Annotated in this window: 17 protein-coding genes; 1 reads left to right on the top strand and 16 read right to left on the bottom strand. The window is 67.2% G+C overall.

Annotated features, from left to right (window positions below):
- Positions 1-63: 63 nt before the first annotated feature.
- Positions 64-2,466: a phosphoenolpyruvate synthase gene (gene ppsA, locus BDD16_RS17265; RefSeq protein WP_179635076.1), complete on the bottom strand. Its 2,403-nt coding sequence runs from the start codon at positions 2,464-2,466 to the stop codon at positions 64-66.
- Between the two features lie 219 nt (positions 2,467-2,685).
- On the opposite strand from ppsA, the gene ppsR reads away from it, so the two are divergent.
- Positions 2,686-3,507 (top strand): posphoenolpyruvate synthetase regulatory kinase/phosphorylase PpsR, encoded by an 822-nt coding sequence (gene ppsR, locus BDD16_RS17260; RefSeq protein WP_179635075.1) that lies wholly within the window; start codon positions 2,686-2,688, stop codon positions 3,505-3,507.
- Between the two features lie 6 nt (positions 3,508-3,513).
- On the opposite strand, the gene BDD16_RS17255 is transcribed toward ppsR, so the two are convergent.
- From BDD16_RS17255 to tsf, 15 genes are read right to left on the bottom strand one after another with little or no spacing between them, the layout of a single operon-like run.
- Positions 3,514-4,290 (bottom strand): TrmH family RNA methyltransferase, encoded by a 777-nt coding sequence (locus tag BDD16_RS17255; protein ID WP_179635074.1) that lies wholly within the window; start codon positions 4,288-4,290, stop codon positions 3,514-3,516.
- On the bottom strand, positions 4,287-4,970 hold the full coding sequence (rnhB, locus tag BDD16_RS17250; RefSeq protein ID WP_179635073.1) for a ribonuclease HII: 684 nt from the start codon (positions 4,968-4,970) through the stop codon (positions 4,287-4,289). The genes BDD16_RS17255 and rnhB overlap by 4 nt, the downstream gene beginning before the upstream one ends.
- Positions 4,942-6,090, bottom strand: a complete 1,149-nt coding sequence (lpxB, locus tag BDD16_RS17245; RefSeq protein WP_179635072.1) for a lipid-A-disaccharide synthase — start codon at positions 6,088-6,090, stop codon at positions 4,942-4,944. Before lpxB ends, rnhB begins: the two co-directional genes overlap by 29 nt.
- 12 nt (positions 6,091-6,102) lie before the next feature.
- Entirely contained in the window at positions 6,103-6,891 is a 789-nt protein-coding gene (lpxA, locus tag BDD16_RS17240; RefSeq protein ID WP_179635071.1) for an acyl-ACP--UDP-N-acetylglucosamine O-acyltransferase, read from the bottom strand.
- Between the two features lie 16 nt (positions 6,892-6,907).
- Positions 6,908-7,348 carry a 3-hydroxyacyl-ACP dehydratase FabZ gene (gene fabZ, locus BDD16_RS17235; RefSeq protein WP_179636215.1) on the bottom strand — a complete coding sequence of 147 codons (441 nt, stop codon included), beginning with the start codon at positions 7,346-7,348 and terminating at the stop codon, positions 6,908-6,910.
- Between the two features lie 59 nt (positions 7,349-7,407).
- The gene (lpxD, locus tag BDD16_RS17230; RefSeq protein WP_179635070.1) at positions 7,408-8,466 is read right to left on the bottom strand and encodes a UDP-3-O-(3-hydroxymyristoyl)glucosamine N-acyltransferase; all 1,059 of its coding nucleotides are present in this window, start codon (positions 8,464-8,466) and stop codon (positions 7,408-7,410) included.
- Positions 8,463-9,017, bottom strand: a complete 555-nt coding sequence (locus tag BDD16_RS17225; RefSeq protein WP_179635069.1) for an OmpH/Skp family outer membrane protein — start codon at positions 9,015-9,017, stop codon at positions 8,463-8,465. The genes lpxD and BDD16_RS17225 overlap by 4 nt, the downstream gene beginning before the upstream one ends.
- 2 nt (positions 9,018-9,019) lie before the next feature.
- Entirely contained in the window at positions 9,020-11,323 is a 2,304-nt protein-coding gene (gene bamA / locus BDD16_RS17220; protein ID WP_179635068.1) for an outer membrane protein assembly factor BamA, read from the bottom strand.
- Between the two features lie 4 nt (positions 11,324-11,327).
- Positions 11,328-12,692 carry an RIP metalloprotease RseP gene (gene rseP / locus BDD16_RS17215; RefSeq protein WP_179635067.1) on the bottom strand — a complete coding sequence of 455 codons (1,365 nt, stop codon included), beginning with the start codon at positions 12,690-12,692 and terminating at the stop codon, positions 11,328-11,330.
- A 6-nt stretch (positions 12,693-12,698) separates the two neighbouring features.
- Positions 12,699-13,934: a 1-deoxy-D-xylulose-5-phosphate reductoisomerase gene (gene ispC, locus BDD16_RS17210; RefSeq protein ID WP_179635066.1), complete on the bottom strand. Its 1,236-nt coding sequence runs from the start codon at positions 13,932-13,934 to the stop codon at positions 12,699-12,701.
- Positions 13,931-14,767, bottom strand: a complete 837-nt coding sequence (locus tag BDD16_RS17205; RefSeq protein WP_179635065.1) for a phosphatidate cytidylyltransferase — start codon at positions 14,765-14,767, stop codon at positions 13,931-13,933. The genes ispC and BDD16_RS17205 overlap by 4 nt, the downstream gene beginning before the upstream one ends.
- A 13-nt stretch (positions 14,768-14,780) precedes the next feature.
- Positions 14,781-15,533 (bottom strand): polyprenyl diphosphate synthase, encoded by a 753-nt coding sequence (gene uppS, locus BDD16_RS17200; RefSeq protein ID WP_375139081.1) that lies wholly within the window; start codon positions 15,531-15,533, stop codon positions 14,781-14,783.
- A gap of 59 nt (positions 15,534-15,592) precedes the next feature.
- The gene (gene frr, locus BDD16_RS17195) at positions 15,593-16,153 is read right to left on the bottom strand and encodes a ribosome recycling factor (protein WP_179635064.1); all 561 of its coding nucleotides are present in this window, start codon (positions 16,151-16,153) and stop codon (positions 15,593-15,595) included.
- Positions 16,154-16,183: 30 nt separating this feature from the next.
- A complete protein-coding gene (gene pyrH / locus BDD16_RS17190) occupies positions 16,184-16,894 on the bottom strand; it encodes a UMP kinase (RefSeq protein ID WP_179635063.1) in 711 nt (236 codons plus the stop codon).
- A 51-nt stretch (positions 16,895-16,945) separates the two neighbouring features.
- Positions 16,946-17,842 (bottom strand): translation elongation factor Ts, encoded by an 897-nt coding sequence (tsf, locus tag BDD16_RS17185; protein WP_179635062.1) that lies wholly within the window; start codon positions 17,840-17,842, stop codon positions 16,946-16,948.
- Positions 17,843-17,917 lie beyond the last annotated feature (75 nt).

Below are 17,917 nucleotides of genomic sequence, written 5' to 3'. Positions count from 1 at the left end.
GGATGGGTGGGCTGTGCGGGGCGAGGCGACGGTGGTCGCCTCATGGGGTGCGCCGAGGCGCGGTCAGCGCTTGGCCAGACGCTGCCAGGTCTCGACGACCGAGTCCGGGTTCAGCGAGATCGACACGATACCCTCCTGCGCCAGCCAGTCGGCGAAATCGGGGTGGTCGCTGGGGCCCTGGCCGCAGATGCCGATGTACTTGCCATGCGCGCGGCAGGCCGCGATCGCACGGGAAATCAGTGCCTTGACGGCCGGATCCCGTTCGTCGAAGTCGGCGGCGAGGATTTCGAGGCCCGAGTCGCGGTCCAGGCCCAGGGTGAGCTGGGTCAGGTCGTTGGAGCCGATGGACATGCCGTCGAAGAACTCCAGGTACTGCTCGGCCAGGATGGCGTTGCTCGGGATCTCGCACATCATGATGACGCGCAGACCGTCCTGACCGCGCTTGAGGCCCTGGTCCGCCAGCATGCCGACGACGCGCTCGGCCTGCTTCAGCGTGCGCACGAACGGCACCATGATCTCGACGTTGGTCAGGCCCATGTCCCCGCGCACGCGGCGCATCGCCTCGCACTCCATCGCGAACGCCTCGCCGAACTCGGCGCTGACGTAGCGCGCCGCGCCGCGGAAGCCCAGCATCGGGTTCTCTTCTTCCGGCTCGTAGCGGCTGCCGCCGATCAGCTTGCGGTACTCGTTCGACTTGAAGTCCGACAGGCGCACGATCACCGGCTTGGGCCAGAAGGCCGCGGCGATGGTGGAGATGCCTTCGACCAGCTTGTCGACGTAGAACGCCCGCGGGCTGGCGTGGCCACGCGCGACCGACTCGACCGCCTTCTTCAGGTCGGAGTCGATGTTCGGGTAGTCGAGGATCGCCTTCGGGTGGACGCCGATGTTGTTGTTGATGATGAATTCGAGGCGGGCCAGGCCCACGCCCGAGTTCGGCATCTGGCAGAAGTCGAAGGCGAGCTGCGGGTTGCCCACGTTCATCATGATCTTGACCGGCGAATACGGCAGCTCGCCGCGCTGCACCTCGCTGACCTCCATGTCGAGCAGGCCGTCGTAGATGTAGCCGGTGTCGCCTTCCGAGCACGCGACCGTGACGAGCTGACCGTCCTTCAGGTGCTCGGTCGCGTCGCCGCAGCCGACCACCGCCGGGATGCCGAGTTCACGCGCGATGATGGCCGCATGGCAGGTGCGACCACCGCGGTTGGTGACGATGGCAGCGGCGCGCTTCATCACCGGCTCCCAGTTCGGGTCGGTCATGTCGGTGACCAGCACGTCACCGGGCTGCACGCGCTCCATCTCGGCGATCGAGTGGACCAGGCGCACCGGGCCGGTGCCGATCTTCTGGCCGATGGCACGGCCTTCGGCGAGGATGGTGCGGTCGGTGCTGCTCTTGAGCTTGTAGCGGTGCTCGACCTTGCCGGCCATCTGGCTCTTCACGGTCTCGGGACGCGCCTGCAGGATGTAGAGCTGGCCGTCGCCGCCGTCCTTGCCCCACTCGATGTCCATCGGGCGGCCGTAGTGCTTCTCGATGATCAGCGCGTAGCGGGCCAGCTCGGTCACGTCAGCATCGGTCAGCGAGTAGCGGTTGCGCATCTCGGGCGGCGTGTCGACGGTGCGCACCAGCTTGCCGGTGGCGGCCTTCTCTTCCGGCGTCGCGAACTCCATGCGGATCAGCTTGGAACCCAGGTTGCGGCGGATCACGGCGGCCTTGCCGTTGCGCAGCGTCGGCTTGTGGACGTAGAACTCGTCCGGGTTCACGGCGCCCTGCACCACCGTCTCGCCCAGGCCGTAGCTCGACGTGATGAAGACGACATCCTGGAAGCCGGATTCGGTGTCCATCGTGAACATCACGCCCGCAGCGCCCAGGTCCGAACGCACCATGCGCTGGATGCCGGCCGACAGCGCGACATCGGCGTGCGCGAAGCCCTTGTGGACGCGGTAGGAGATCGCGCGGTCGTTGTAGAGCGAGGCGAACACTTCGCGGATCTTGTGCAGCACGGCGTCGATGCCGACGACGTTCAGGAAGGACTCCTGCTGGCCGGCGAACGACGCATCCGGCAGGTCTTCCGCGGTGGCGGACGAGCGCACGGCGAACGACGCGCCGGGGTTGCCAGCGGTCAGCTTGTCGAACTCGGCGCGGATCTGCGCCTCGAATTCGGCCGGGAACGGCGCGGACTCGACCCAGCCGCGGATCTCGGCACCGGCTTCCGCCAGCGCACGCACGTCGTCGGTGTTCAGGGCGTCCAGGCGGGCGTTGATCTTTTCGGTCAGATGGCTGGCCGTCAGGAACTCGCGAAAGGCCTGGGCAGTCGTGGCAAAGCCGCCAGGCACGCGCACACCCGAGGCCGCGAGCTGGCTGATCATTTCACCGAGGGAAGAATTCTTGCCGCCGACGGTATCGACGTCGGTCATGCGCAGGTGTTCGAAGGGAACTACCAGGGCGGTCGCCAGAGGGGAAGAAGACATGACAAAGCTCCATGATGTAAAAAACCTGGAGCCGATCCGTGGGTCCCTGGGCAGCGGTGGCGCGGGGCGCAGCTCGACACGCATCCGCTTTCTGGATGTTGTTCGTGCGTGAGGGGTGTCGAGGAGCGCATGACGGTCGGCGTGTTGCCGCGGATTCTAAGGGTGCTGCGGCCTATGATGTACCCCATCTGTACCCTTACGCGCCAACACGCAGAACACATGCCCAATCGCACAGTCTTCTTCGTCTCCGATGGCACCGGCATCACCGCGGAGACCTTCGGCAACTCGATCATGGCCCAGTTCCCGGCCAAGCACCGCCACATCCGCCGACCCTTCATCGACACCCAGGAAAAGGCGGAGCATGTCGTCAAGGAGATCAACCAGCTCGCACTGCAGGAGGGCCAGCGACCGATCGTCTTCCTGACGCTGGCCAAGAACGATGTGCGGGACCTGCTCAGCGAACAGTGCAATGCGCTGGTGCTGGACATGTTCCGCACCTTCGTCGAGCCGATCGAGATCGAGCTGGGCGTGAAGAGCAACCACCGGGTCGGCCGCTTCTCCGACGTCGCCAAGAGTCAGGAGTACCACGACCGCATCGAGGCAATCAACTTCTCGCTGGCGCACGATGACGGCCAGTCGGCACGCAACCTGGCCGAAGCGGACGTGATCCTGGTGGGCGTGAGCCGCTGCGGCAAGACACCGACCTCGCTCTACCTGGCGATGCAGCACGGCATCAAGGCCGCCAACTGCCCGCTGATCCCCGAGGACTTCGAGCGCGACAGCCTGCCCACCATGCTCAAGCCGCACAAGCGCAAGTGCTTCGGCCTGACCATCGACGCCGACCGCCTCAGCCAGATCCGCAACGAGCGCCGCCCCGGCAGCAAGTACGCCGCGCTGGAGAACTGCCGTGCCGAGATCAACGAGGCCGAGCGGATGATGAAGCGCGAGGGCATCGCCTGGCTGTCCTCGACGCACAAGTCGATCGAGGAAATCGCCACGACGATCCTGCGCGACATCCGGCCGGACCGGCTGATCTACTGAGCCGGATCAGAGCGCCTGCCGCGCCGATTCGTAGAGACAGATGGCGGTCGCTGCCGCCACGTTGAGCGACTCCTCGCCGCCGGGCTGCGGAATGCGCACCGTCAGCCCGCAGCGCTGCATCAGCGGCTCGGCAACGCCCTGCCCTTCATGGCCGAAGACCCAGGCGCAGGGCGCGGGCAGGGTCAGCTCGTGCAGCGCCTGCGCGGCGTGCGAACTGGTGGCGATGAGGGTGATGCCCAGCGAATCGAGTTCGCTGACGATCACGCCCTCGACCAGATGCAAGGCGAAGTGCGCCCCCATGCCAGCACGCAGCACCTTGGGCGACCACAGGCCGGCGCTGCCCTTCATCGTCAGCACCTGTTTCACGCCCAGTGCGGCGGCACTGCGCAGGATGGTGCCGACGTTGCCCGGGTCCTGCAGGCGGTCGAGCACCACCGTGGCCACGCCCGCCAGCGGCGCCTGCCCTTTGGCGGGACCGTCGATCAGGAACCCGATCGGCGCAGGCGATTCCAGCGAACTGACCTCGGGCAGCAGGCTGTCGTCGAGCACGCTGATCTCGTCCGCCCTCAGCGCCAGCTCGCGCGGGCCGGGTTGCAGCCAGGCCCCCGCACCGATCACGGCCTGCCGCGGCCGCCCGCCGCGCGCCAGGAAGGCCCGGCACAGGTGATCGCCCTCCAGCCAGACGAGACCGAGCTTGCGGTAAGCGCCCGGCTCCTGGGCGAGCCGGCGCAGGTCCTTGACCAGCGGGCTGCTGCGGGAGGTGATGTGGCGAGGTTCTTTCATCGGGTCGGGTTCGGGATCAGGGGCAGGATCGTGGACGGGTGCAGCAGGGCCGCGGCGCGCACGGGCGCGTAGGAGCGGCGGTGCTGGTCGCAGGGGCCGTGCTCGCGCAGCAGGCTGAGATGGGCGGCGGTCGGGTAGCCCTTGTGGACATCGAAGGCGTACTGGGGATAGCGCAGATGCAGCTCAGCGCAGAGCCGGTCCCGGTGCACCTTGGCCAGGATCGACGCGGCCGAGATCGCCTGCACCTTGGCGTCGCCTTTGACGATCGCCTCGGCGGGGATGCGCAGCGTCGGGATGCGGTTGCCGTCGACCAGCACCTTGACCGGCCGCAGCCGCAGGCCCTCGACCGCGCGGCGCATCGCCAGCATGGTCGCGTGCAGGATGTTGAGCTGGTCGATCTCTTCGACCGTGGCCTCGGCGATGCAGCAGGCCAGCGCCTTGGCGCGGATCTCGTCGAAGAGCCGTTCGCGCCGCTTGGCCGTGAGCACCTTCGAGTCGGCCAGGCCGGCGATCGGCTGCAGATCGTCGAGGATCACCGCTGCCGCCACCACCGGCCCCGCCAGCGGACCGCGGCCGGCCTCGTCCACGCCCGCGATCAGGCCGGGGCGGTCGAAGCTCAGCGCGAACTGCTCGCTGATGAAGGGCGGTGGCTCAGCGGCCGAGGATCTGCGCGATGGCATCGGTGGCTCGTCGCGCCGTGTCCTGGCGCAGCAGGTGGTGCAGTTCGGTGAAGCGCTGGCGCACGCCCTCGCAGCGCGCGGGGCTGTCCAGCCACTGCTCGGCCGCCTGGGCCAGCGCTTCGGGCGTGCAGGAATCCTGCAGCAATTCCGGCACGACAAAGCCGCGCGCCAGGATGTTCGGCAGCCCCACCCACGGCTGGTAGGCCATGCCCTTCATGCGCAGCCAGGACAGCCAGTGCATGTTGTAGGTGATGACCATCGGGCGCTTGAACAGGGCCGCTTCGAGCGTGGCCGTGCCGCTGGCGATGAGGGTCAGGTCACAGGCGGCCAGGGCCTCGTGCGAGCGGCCATCAATGACCTGCAGATCGATCTGGCCAGCAAACTTCGCCACCAGCGGATCGATCAGGTCGCGCACGCCGCGCATCGCGGGCAGCACGAACTTCAGCGCCGGCCGTTGCTTCGTCAGCAGTGCAGCCGCTCCCAGCAGGCTCGGCAGGATGTAGCGGATCTCGCTGCGGCGGCTGCCCGGCAGCAAGGCGATCACGGTCGCCTCATCGGCCAGACCAAGCGCCGAGCGGGCGGCAGCACGCGGCACCTCCATCGGGATCGCGTCGGCCAGCGGATGGCCCACGTAGGTGGCGGCGATGCCGGCGCGCTGGTACAGCTCCGGCTCGAAGGGGAACAGGCACAGCACATGGTCCACGGCGGCGCGGATCTTGTGGATGCGGTTGCCGCGCCAGGCCCAGATCGACGGGCTGACGAAATGGATGGTCTTGATGCCAGCCTTCTTCAGGCGGGTTTCGAGGCCGAGGTTGAAATCAGGCGCATCGACCCCGATGAAGGCGTCCGGGCGCTCCTTCAGCAGCCGATCGCCCAGCTCTGCACGCATCTTGAACAGCCGGCGCAGCCGCCAGAGCAGCTCGAAGCTGTAGCCATGCACGGCCAGCAGGTCGTACGGCCACCAGGCGTCGAAGCCGTGGCGCTTCATCTGCGGCCCGCCAATGCCCGCGGACTGCAGGTCAGGCCAGCGCTGCTTCAGGCCACCCAGCAACAGGCCGGCCAGCAGATCGCCGGACGCCTCGCCGGCCACCAGCGCCAGACGCGGATCGGTCGTGTTCATCGCGTCAAGCGCTCAGCGGACGATGCCGCGGGGCGCGTTGGCCAGGAAGTCCAGCATCAGCCGCACCTCGCCGTCTGCGTCCGGCACCGTGCCCAGCAACGCCTCGATCTCGGCCTTCGCGGCGTCGAGCGTCAGGCTCTTGCGGTAGAGCGCGCGGTACATCTGCTTGACCACACCGATGCGCTCGGCGCTGAAGCCGCGGCGCTTCAGGCCTTCCTGGTTGAAACCGTGGGCTTCGCAGGGGTTGCCGGCGACCATGACGAACGGCGGCACGTCCTGCGCGATGCGCGAGGCGAAGCCGGCCATCGCGTGGGCACCGACGCGGCTGAACTGGTGGATGCCGGTCAGCCCGCCGATGATGGCCCAGTCGCCCACGTGCACGTGGCCGGCCAGCGTCGTGACGTTGGCCATGATGGTGTGGCTGCCGATGCGGCAATCGTGGGCGATGTGGACGTAGGCCATGAGCCAGTTGTCGTCGCCGATGCGGGTGACGCCCTCGTCCTGCGTCGTGCCGGTGGACACGGTGCAGGATTCGCGGAAGGTGTTGCCGTCGCCGATTTCCAGCCGGGTGGGTTCGCCCGCGTACTTCTTGTCCTGCGGATCGGAGCCGATCGAGCAGAACGGGTAGAAGCGGTTGTCGCGGCCGATCGTGGTGTGGCCGTCGATCACGCAGTGCGGACCGACACGGCTGCCCTCGCCCAGGCTGACGTGTGCACCGATGATCGAATACGGCCCGACCTCGACCGAGGGGTGCAGGCGGGCGGCAGGGTCGACGATCGCGGTGGGGTGGATGCTGCTCATGCGCCGTTCGCCCGACTCAGGAGACGATCTTGCGCATCGTGCACATCAGCTCGGCCTCGGTGGCGAGTTCGCCGTTGACCGTGGCGCGGGCCTTGTACTTGAAGATGCCGCCCTTGGCGCGCTCCAGCGTGGATTCGAGGATGAGCTGGTCACCCGGCTCGACCGGCCGCTTGAAGCGCGCGCCGTCGATGCCCGCGAAATACACCACCGTGTCCTCGCCCGGGTCCTCGCCCATGGTCGCGAAGGACAGCAGCGCCGATGCCTGCGCCAGCGCCTCCAGGATCATCACGCCCGGCATCACCGGGCGGTGCGGGAAGTGGCCCAGGAAGATCGGCTCGTTGATCGACACGTTCTTCAGCGCCTTGATGCGCTTGCCCAGTTCGATCTCCAGCACGCGGTCGACCAGCAGGATCGGGTAGCGGTGCGGCAGCTTCTTGAGGATCTGGTGGATGTCCATCTTGAGCAGGACCGGAGCGGGCGTCTCGGTCGTGTCGGCGGGCAGGTTCGGCGTCGTGGTCATGGTGTCATCTTCTTTTCGAGGGCGCGCAGGCGGTCGCGCAAGGTGTGCAGTTGCCGCAGCGTGGCGGCATTCTTCTCCCACGAGGCGTTGTCGTCGAGCGGGAAGACCCCGCTGTACTGCCCGGGCTTGGAAATCGAGCGCATCACGACGCTGGCGGCGGAGATGTGCACGCCATCGGCCAGTGCCAGGTGGCCCAGCACGATCGCGCCACCGCCCACCGTGCAGCCGCTGCCGATGCGCGCGCTGCCCGCAATGCCGACGCAGCCGGCCATCGCGCTGTGGTCACCGATCTGCACGTTGTGGCCGATCTGGATCAGGTTGTCGAGCTTGACCCCCGCACCGATGACGGTGTCGTCGAGGGCGCCGCGGTCGATGCAGGTGTTCGCGCCGATCTCCACGTCGTCGCCGATCTGTACGCCGCCGAGCTGCTCGATCTTTTCCCAGCGGCCCTGGGTGGGGGCGAAGCCGAACCCGTCGGCACCGATGACGACGCCGCTGTGCAGCAGGCAGCGCGCACCGAGGCGTGTGCCTGGCATCAGCGTCACGCGGGGTGCCAGCCGACTGCCCTCGCCGATGACGACACCGGCGCCCACGAACGCATGGGCGCCGACCACGGCGTGGTGACCGATCACCGCACCAGACTCCACCACCGCCAGCGACCCGATGGAAACGCCCTCCCCGAGGACCACATCCGGTGCCACCACGGCGCTGGGATGCACGCCCACCGGCGCGACCGCGCGCGTGCGAGCGGCCCACCACTGGGTCAGGCGGGCAAAGTAGAGGTACGGATCGGGGGTGACCAGCGCGACACAGCCGGCGCGGACACCGTCCTGCACCGCAGGCGCCACGATGACGCAGCCAGCGGCCGTGTCCTGCAGTTGCGCGCGGTAGCGGGGATTCGACAGGAAGCTGATCGTCGTGCCATCCGCGCTGTCGAGCGGACCGATGCGCCGGATCAGGCGCTCGCCGAGTGCGTCGGCGCCGTCGTTCGAGACCAGATCTCCCCCGAGCGCCGCCTGCAGCTCGTGCAGACGCACGGAGAAGACGGGGCTCACTTGGTCGGCGCGGGAGCGGCGTTGAGCGCCTTGATCACCTTGTCGGTGATGTCCACGCGCGGACCGGCGAAGACCACCGGATCCTGCAGGATCAGGTCGTACTTTTCTGCGTCGAAGATCTGCTTGATGACGCGGTTGGCACGCTCCACGACAGCCGACAGCTCTTCATTCTTGCGCTGGTTCAGGTCTTCCTGGAACTCGCGGCGCTTGCGCTGCAGGTCACGCTCCTGCTCGACCAGATCGCGCTGGCGGCGACCACGCTCGGACTCGGCCAGCGTCACCTGGTCCTTCTCGAACTTGTCGGCGGCCGTCTTCAGGCGGGCCGCAGCGTCGTTGAGTTCTTTCTCGCGCTTGCCGAATTCCACTTCCAGCTTGGCCTGCGCGGCCTTGGCAGGGGCGGCATCGCGCAGCATGCGGTCGCTGTTGACATAGCCGATCTTGAACTCCTGCGCCGAGACTGCCGGGGCGGCCAGCAGCGCAGTTGCAGCAACCACGCTGGTGGCGAGGGCGAGCAGGGTCCTGGCGGTCAACGGACGTATGAAGGAAGTCATCATCAGAATGCGGTACCGATCTGGAACTGGAAGCGTTGGATTCTATCCTGAGCAAACTTGCGGATGGGTTGGCCCCAGCTGAGTTTGAGCGGGCCGACCGGCGAGATCCAGGACAGGCCCAGACCGGCCGACGTGCGGAACGAGGCGAGGGTCGGAGTCTCGTTGTCGCCCCAGACATTGCCCGCATCGAAGTAGCCGAAGAAGCGCAGCGTCCGGTCGTTGCCGGTGCCCGGGAACGGGAAATAGAGTTCGCTGTTGAGGTTGATGCGCTTGGTGCCACCGATGTAGGCACCGGTCACGTCCACCGGGCCCATCGAGTTCTGGTCGAACGCCCGGACCGTGCCCAGACCGCCGCCGTAGAAGTTCTTGAAGATCGGAAACGCCCGGCCGCCAAGGCCCATGCCGTGACCGATTTCGGCGTTCAGGCCAAGCGTCAGTTTCTTGCTGATCGGGAAGTACTGCTGCAGCTGGTAGTTGCTGCGCAGGTAGCGGGTGTCGCCAAAGGCGCCCCATTCCAGATTGATCCGCTGGTAACGCCCGTCGGTCGGCACCAGGGCACTGTCACGGCCATCGCGCTGCCAGCCAAGCGTGAGCGGGAACGACGTGCTCGACTGCCCGTAGGTGGCGCGGTAGCGGTAGAAGTTTTCCGGCAGCGCGGTGGCCGACCGGATGCTGGTGCGTTCGACACCAGCCCCGAAGTAGACGGTGTCGTAGTCCGAGAACGGCACGCCGAAACGGATGCCGGCACCCGGAGTGACCAGTTCGTAGGCCTCGCCCTGGCTGTTGAGCGGCTTGTTGGTGCGGTAGTAGACATCCAGCGAGCGCGAGATGCCGTCGCGGGTGAAATAGGGATCGACGCTCGACAGCACCAGCGTGCGGGCCGACTTGCTGGTGTTGACCTCGATGCCCAGGTAGTTGCCGGAGCCGAACACGTTGTCCTGCTTGATCGATCCGGTGAAGGAGAACTTGTCCGCGCTGGAGAAATTCGCACCGACCATCAGGCTGCCCGTGGGCTTTTCCTTGACGTTGATCGTCAGGTCCACCTGGTCGAAGGTGCCGGGCACTTCGTTGGTGTCGACGTCGACCTCGCTGAAGTAGCCCAGGCGGTCGACCCGGTCCCGCGACAGCTTGATGCGCTGGCCGTCGTACCAGGCGGATTCGAACTGGCGCAGTTCACGGCGGATGACTTCATCGCGGGTGCGGGTATTGCCCGACACGTTGATGCGGCGCACATAGACACGCCGGCCCGGATCGGCATTGAGCGCGATCTGCACCCGGCCCGTGTTGCGGTCGATCTGCGGCACCAGTTCCACCTTGGCGAAGGCGTAGCCGAACAGGCCGAAGCGATCGGTGAAGGCCTTCTGGGTGTTGGCCACGTCTTCGGCACGGTAGGGCTCGCCGGGACGGATCTTCACCAGTTGCTTGAACTCTTCTTCCTTGCCCAGGAAATCACCCGTGAGCTTGACGCCGGTGACGGTGTAGCGCTGGCCTTCCTTGATGTTGATGGTGATCGAGATGTCCTGCTTGTCCGGCGAGATCGCCACCTGCGTCGACTCGACGTTGAATTCGAGGTAGCCGCGGTTCAGGTACCACGCGCGCAGCGTTTCCTGGTCGGCGTTGAGCTTGGTGCGGGCGTAGCGGTCACTCTTGGTGTACCAGGTCATCATGCCGCCCGTGGTCAGGTCGAGCTGACCGAGCAGCGTGCCCTCGGAGAACGCCTCGTTGCCGGTGATGTGGATGTCGCGGATGCGCGCCACACCGCCTTCGCTCACGGCGAACGTGACGTTGACGCGGTTGCGGTCCACCGGCGTGATGGTCGTGACCACCTCGGCGCCATAGAGGCTGCGGGTCAGGTACTGGCGCTTGAGTTCCTGCTCGGCGCGGTCGGCCAGGGCCTTGTCGAAGGGCTGGCCTTCGCCGACGCCGATGTCCTTGAGCGCCTTGATCAGCGTCTCGCGGTCGAACTCCTTGGTGCCGGTGAAGTCGACGCTGGCGATGACCGCGCGCTCCTCGACGACCACGACCGCGACCTGCGACTCGACCTCGATGCGCACGTCCTTGAACAGACCGGTGGCGAACAGCGCGCGCAGGGCGGCAGCGCCCTTCTCGTCGCTGTACGTGTCGCCCACGCGGAACGGCAGGGCGGCGAACACGGTGCCGGCCTCGGTCCGCTGCAGACCCTCGACACGGATGTCCTTGATCACGAAAGGCTGTACAGCCAGAGCGGGCAGAGCCGCGGACGCCACCAGCACCGCAACGGCACAGGCACGGGAAGAGAGAGCGAAGTGGTAGGCGGGTACGCGCATGCGGTCAGTGCAGGCCCAGGTAACGGGCCACATCGTTGTAGAGGGCGAGCGACATCATGAGCAGGATCACCATGAAACCGCCACGTTGCAATCTGGCGGTCCAGAGGTCGGAGATCGGCCGACCGATGGCACCCTCGATCAGATAATACAGGAGGTGCCCACCATCGAGCATGGGCAGCGGGAGCAGGTTCAGGACGCCCAGACTGACACTGACGACGGCGAGGAAGCCGAGGTAGTAGGCCAGCCCGAGTTCCGCGGACTGCCCGGCATAGTCGGCGATCGTGAGCGGCCCGCTGAGATTCTTGAGCGATGCTTCACCGATCAGCATGCGGCCGAACATGCGCAGCGACATCATCGACATGTCCCAGGTCCGCACCGCCCCCTGCTGCAGGCCTTCAGCGAATCCCAACGTGACGAGGTCCGTTTGTGGCCGGCTGCCGACAACGGCCTCGATGCGGCCGATCTGCACACCCTGGTCCTCGACACGCACGGGCCGGATCTCGATGACCATCGATCGCCCGGCGCGCTCGATCAGCCAGGACTGCGGCACCGGCTCGCCCTGGGCACCCGAAGCACGGATCCGCGCACGCAGGCTCGTCGCATCGACCACGTCGCGCCCATCGACCCGCAGCACCCGGTCACCGGCCTGCAGACCAGCGCGTTCGGCCGGGCCACCCGGCTTGATGTCGCCCAGCACGGGCTCCGAATAGGCCGACACCAGCCCGATGCGACGCACCAGCTCCGCATCGGCTTCACTGGCCTCCAGGCTCGACAGCGGCAGCACCACCTCGCGACGGCCACTGCCCCCGCTGCTGGTCACCTCCAGCCGCAGATCGTGGTCGTCGAGCGCGGCGCGCGTGAGCTGCCAGCGCAGATCGGTCAGCGAGGCCACGTCCTGCCACTGCTCGGCGTCTGCAGGCGACCAGCGCCGCACCCACTCGCCCGCCTGCAGCCCGGCATGCGCAGCCAGACTGCCCGCGGCGGGCGAGCCGATCACGGCCCGCGGTTCCTGCGTGCCGATCCAGGACGACGCGGCGTAGAGCAGCACCGCGAGCACCAGATTCGCCACCGGCCCCGCGGCGACCACGGCCGAGCGCTGCAGCAAGGTCTTGCGGTTGAACGCGCGATGCACCTCCTCCGGTGCCACCGGTCCCTCGCGCTCGTCGAGCATGCGCACGAACCCACCCAGCGGCAGCGCGCTGATGGCCCATTCGGTCTCGCCGATCTGCCGCTTCCAGAGCGTCGGGCCGAACCCGATCGAGAACTTCAGCACCTTGACCCCGCACGCGCGCGCCACCCGGAAGTGGCCCCACTCGTGCACGACGATCAGCACCCCGAGGGTGACGAGAAAAGCCAGCAGCGTGTTCATGCCGGGTCAGACGCCGTGGCGCCCGACAAGTTCAGCGGCCAGACGGCGGGCCGAGGCATCCAGATCGAGCAGACCCGCCACCGACGCCGTCGCATCCGCCGGAACAGCGATGCGCGCCAGCGTCTCGGCATTGACGGCGTGGATCTGGTCGAAGCGCAGGCGCCGGTCCAGAAAGGCCTCGACGGCGATCTCGTTGGCCGCGTTCAGCACGGCGGTGCTGCCGGGCGTACCCTCCAGCGCGGCCCAGGCCAGTTGCAGACCGGGGAAGCGCTCGGCGTCCGCGGGCTCGAAGGTCAGCGGCTTGAGCGTCAGGAAATCGAGCTGCGACGCGCCGGACTCGATCCGCGCCGGCCAGGACAGCCCATAGGCGATCGGCACGCGCATGTCGGGTGTGCCGAGCTGCGCCAGCACCGAGGCGTCGCGGCAGACCACCATCGAATGGATGATGCTCTGAGGGTGGATCACCACCTTCACCTGGCGCGGGGTCAGGTCAAACAGCCAGCGCGCCTCGATGACTTCGAGCGCCTTGTTCATCATCGTGGCCGAATCGACCGAAATCTTGCGGCCCATGACCCAGTTCGGGTGCGCGCAGGCCTGGTCCGGCGTCACGTCGCGCAGGGTCTTCGGGTCGCGGTCGCGGAACGGGCCGCCGGACGCCGTCAGCACGATGTGGTCGATGCGCTGTGCCCAGGTGCCGCGGTCTTCGGGCAGGCACTGGAAGATCGCGGAGTGCTCGCTGTCGATCGGCAGCAGCTGCGCCCCGCCCTCGCGCACGGCGCGCATGAACAACTCGCCGCCGACGACGAGCGCTTCCTTGTTCGCCAGCAGCAGGCGCTTGCCGGCACGGGCCGCCGCCAGACACGGCGGCAAGCCGGCAGCGCCGACGATGGCAGCCATCACGCTGTCCACGTCCGGATGGGCAGCGACCTCTTCCAGTGCAGCCGGGCCGACCAGCACCTCGGTCGACACGCCGAGCGTGCGCAGGCGATCGACCAGCGCACAGCCGAGTTCGGCGGTCGGCAGCACCGCGAAACGCGGGCGCCAGACGCGGCACTGCTCGGCCAGTTCCTCGACGCGGCTGTGCGCGCTGAGCGCGAACACCTCGTAGCGATCGGGGTGGCGCGAGAGCACGTCCAGCGTGCTGGTGCCGATGGAGCCGGTCGAACCGAGCACCGTCACGCGCTGGCGCGGCGTGCCGGAAGAGGCGGATGCCACGGAGGCAGCGGAAGCAGGAAAGGTCATGAAAGTACCAGGGCTAGTGCCAGCGGACACACGGGCAGGAGCGCGTCGATGCGGTCCAGCACGCCGCCGTGGCCGGGCAGCAAGGCGCTGCTGTCCTTGGCGCCGGCACTGCGCTTCACCAGCGACTCGAAGAGATCGCCGACGACACTCAGACTCGACAGGAACAGGCAGGACGCCAGCAGACCGGCCCAGCCCCAGCGTTGCAGCAGCAGCGTGTAAAGACTCGCACTGTCGGCAAGTCCGCGTTGATCAAAAGCGATCCAGGCCAGCGCCAGCAGCAGGACACCGGCCATGCCGCCGTAGACACCCTCCCAGCTCTTGCCGGGGCTGATCACCGGGGCCAGCTTGCGGCGGCCGAAGGCACGACCGCTGAAGTAGGCGGCGATGTCGGCCATCCAGACCAGACAGAACACCGAGAGCAGGAAGTTCAGGCCGCGCGCCTTGCCCTCCGCGATGGCCAGCCAGGCCAGCCAGAGCAGCAGCACGCCGCCCAGCAGGCGAAGCGCGCGGGGCACATGCTGCCAGGCCTCGACGCCACGCCCGAGCACCAGCGCACCGCCCAGCACCCAGACCAGCATCGCCAGCACCCACAGCATGCCCGGCGTGTGGCCGATCCACCCGGCCTGCCAGAGCAGCGCCGAGCCTGCGGCCACGACACCGCCCGTGAGCAGCGCGGAGACACCGGGGAAGCCATTCAGCCGGGCCCATTCCCAGCCGGCCGCGGCGATCATCACCAGCGTCAGCAGGGCAAACGGCCAGACGGCCTGCGCGAACAGCGCCGGAAGTAGCACCAGCAGCATGAGGACTGCGGTGATGATGCGCTGTTTGAGCATGGGAGCGGAGAGGTCAGGCGTCGGGCGCCAGGGTGATCTTCTGCCCGCTGGCCGAGATGTCGGTTTTCACGCCACCGTAGCGGCGATCGCGGGCGGCGTAGTCGGCCAGGGCCTTGTCGATCTCGGCCGCGTCGAAGTCGGGCCACAGGCAGTCGGTGAAGTACAGCTCCGAGTACGCCACCTGCCAGAGCAGGAAGTTGGAGATGCGGACCTCGCCCCCCGTGCGGATGAACAGGTCCGGATCCGGCGCATAGGCCAGCGCCATGTACTTCGACAGCAGTGCCTCGTCGATCTGCTCGGCGCGCGCGCCATCGGCCACCGCCCGCTGGCAGGCCTGCACGATGTCCCAGCGGCCGCCGTAGTTGAAGGCGACCGACAGCGTGATGCGCTTGTTGCCGGCAGTCACCCGTTCGGCGTGCTCCCAGGCTGCGCGCACCTTCTCGGACACCGCCGCGCGGTCACCGATGATCTGGATGCGCACGCCGATGTCCGACAGGCGGGCCAGGTACTTCGCCACCGCCGTCAGCACCAGGTTCATCAGACCGGAGACCTCGTCCTCGGGGCGCTTCCAGTTCTCGGACGAGAACGCGAAGACCGTCAGGTACTCGATGCCACGGTCGGCACAGGTGTTGATGCAGCCGATGAGCGCATCCACACCGTACTTGTGGCCGACGATGCGCGGCATCAGGCGCTTGTTGGCCCAGCGGCCGTTGCCATCCATCACGACAGCGACGTGGCGGGGAATGCGTTTCGCGTTGTCAGCCACGGCAACAGGCCTCGTGTGCGGAGATGTCGATCGAGAGGTGCATGCAGACGCGGCCTGGCTCAGACAGCCAGGACCTCGGCTTCCTTGGCCGCCACCAGACGGTCGATCTCGGAGATCACGCGGTCGGTGAGTTTCTGCACGTCGTCGATCGAGCGGCGCTCCTCGTCTTCCGAGATGAGCTTGTCCTTGAGCAGGCGCTTGGCCTGGTCATTGCCGTCGCGGCGCAGGTTGCGCACGGCGATGCGGGCATCTTCACCGGCATTGCGCACGACCTTGGTCAGGTCGCGGCGGCGCTCTTCGGTGAGTGCGGGCATCGGCACGCGGATGAGTTCGCCCAGCGACGACGGATTCAGGCCCAGATCCGACTCGCGGATGGCCTTCTCGATCGGCTTGGCCATGCTCTTTTCCCACGGCTGCACGCTGATGGTGCGCGCGTCGATCAGCGACACGTTGGCCACCTGGCTGATCGGCAGCATCGAGCCGTAGTACTCGACCTGCACCTGGTCCAGGATGCCCGGGTGGGCGCGGCCGGTGCGGATCTTCTGCAGTTCGTTCTTGAAGGACTCGATGGACTTGGCCATCTTGGCTTCGGCGTTTTTCTTGATGTCGGCAATGCTCATCGTGGTGCTCCTGCTGGGTCCCGGACGCCGTCAGACGTGGACTAGCGTTCCCTCGTCTTCACCCATGACGACGCGCTTGAGGGCGCCCGGCTTGAAGATCGAGAATACCTTGATCGGCAGGTTCTGGTCACGGCACAGCGCAAACGCCGTCGCATCCAGCACCGCCAGGTTGCGACCGATGGCCTCGTCGAAGGTCAGGGTCGCGTAGCGGGTGGCCGTCGGGTCCTTCTTGGGGTCGGCCGTGTAGACGCCGTCCACCTTGGTCGCCTTCAGCACGATCTGGGCACCGATCTCGGCGCCCCGCAGCGCAGCCGCGGTGTCGGTCGTGAAGAAGGGATTGCCGGTGCCACCCGCGAAGATGACGACCTTGCCCTCTTCCAGGTACTGCAGCGCCTTGGGACGCACATACGGTTCGACGACCTGGTCGATGCTCAGGGCGGACATGACACGCGCGGTCATGCCTTCCTGGCGCATCGTGTCGGACAGGGCCAGCGCGTTCATCACAGTCGCCAGCATGCCCATGTAGTCGGCGGTGGCGCGGTCCATGCCGACCGCACCGCCCGCCACACCGCGAAAGATGTTTCCGCCGCCGATCACCACCGCCACTTCGCATCCCAGCTGGGTGACTTCCTGCACCTCGCGCACCATGCGCACGATGGTGGCGCGGTTGATGCCATAGGCATCGTCGCCCATCAGGGCTTCACCAGACAACTTGAGAAGGATGCGTTTGTAAGCGGGCATGCAGTGACCTCGAAACAGAAAAATGGCGATCGCGAGTTTAGAGCAGGAAGGTCACAGACCCTTGGCCGCGGCCACCTGCGCAGCCACTTCGGCAGCGAAGTCGTCCTGCTTCTTCTCGATGCCTTCGCCGACGACGAACATCGTGAAGCCGATCGGGGTGGTGCCGGTGGCCTTGAAGTACTGGCCGACGGTCTGCTTGCCGTCCGCAGCCTTCACGAACACTTGGTCGAGCAGCGAGACCTCCTTGAGGTACTTCTGCACCGAGCCTTCGACCATCTTGACGACGATGTCGGCCGGCTTGCCCGATTCGGCCGCCTTTTCGGTCGCCACGCGGCGCTCGACCTCGATCAGCGCAGCCGGCACATCGGCCGACGACAGCGCCACCGGCTTCATGGCGGCGATGTGCATCGCTGCATCCTTGGCCGCCACGGCGTCGCCGTTGTACTCGACCATCACGCCGATGCGCACGCCGTGCAGGTAGTGGGCCAGCTGGCCACCGTCGGCATAGCGCTTGAAGCGGCGGATCGACATGTTCTCGCCGATCTTGCCGATCAGGCCCTTGCGGACGTCCTCGACGGTCGGGCCGAAATCGCCCATCACCAGCGGCAGCGCCGACAGCGCGGCCACGTCGGCCGGGTTGTGCGCGACGATCAGATCGGCACACGACTGCACGAACGACAGGAAGCTGTCGTTCTTCGAGACGAAGTCGGTCTCGCAGTTGACTTCGACCAGCGCACCGGTGCTGCCCGACACGGACGCGGCGATGACGCCTTCGGCCGTCACGCGGGAAGCGGCCTTGCCAGCCTTGTTGCCGAGCTTGACGCGCAGGATTTCTTCCGCACGCACCATGTCGCCGTCGGCTTCGGTCAGTGCCTTCTTGCACTCCATCATCGGCGCGTCGGTCTTGGCGCGCAGGTCGCCGACCATCTTGGCGGTAATAGCAGCCATGTCAGTACTCCTCAGGTCCGGATTTCTGCCCGGACATCGTCAAATCTTGAAAAAAAGGGGCTGAATCAGCCCCTT

Origin of the sequence: Sphaerotilus montanus (genome assembly GCF_013410775.1) — a bacterium.
Classification (GTDB): domain Bacteria; phylum Pseudomonadota; class Gammaproteobacteria; order Burkholderiales; family Burkholderiaceae_C; genus Sphaerotilus; species Sphaerotilus montanus.
The sequence above is the reverse complement of the archived record's forward strand: the minus strand, read 5'-3'. Positions and strand labels throughout refer to the sequence as shown.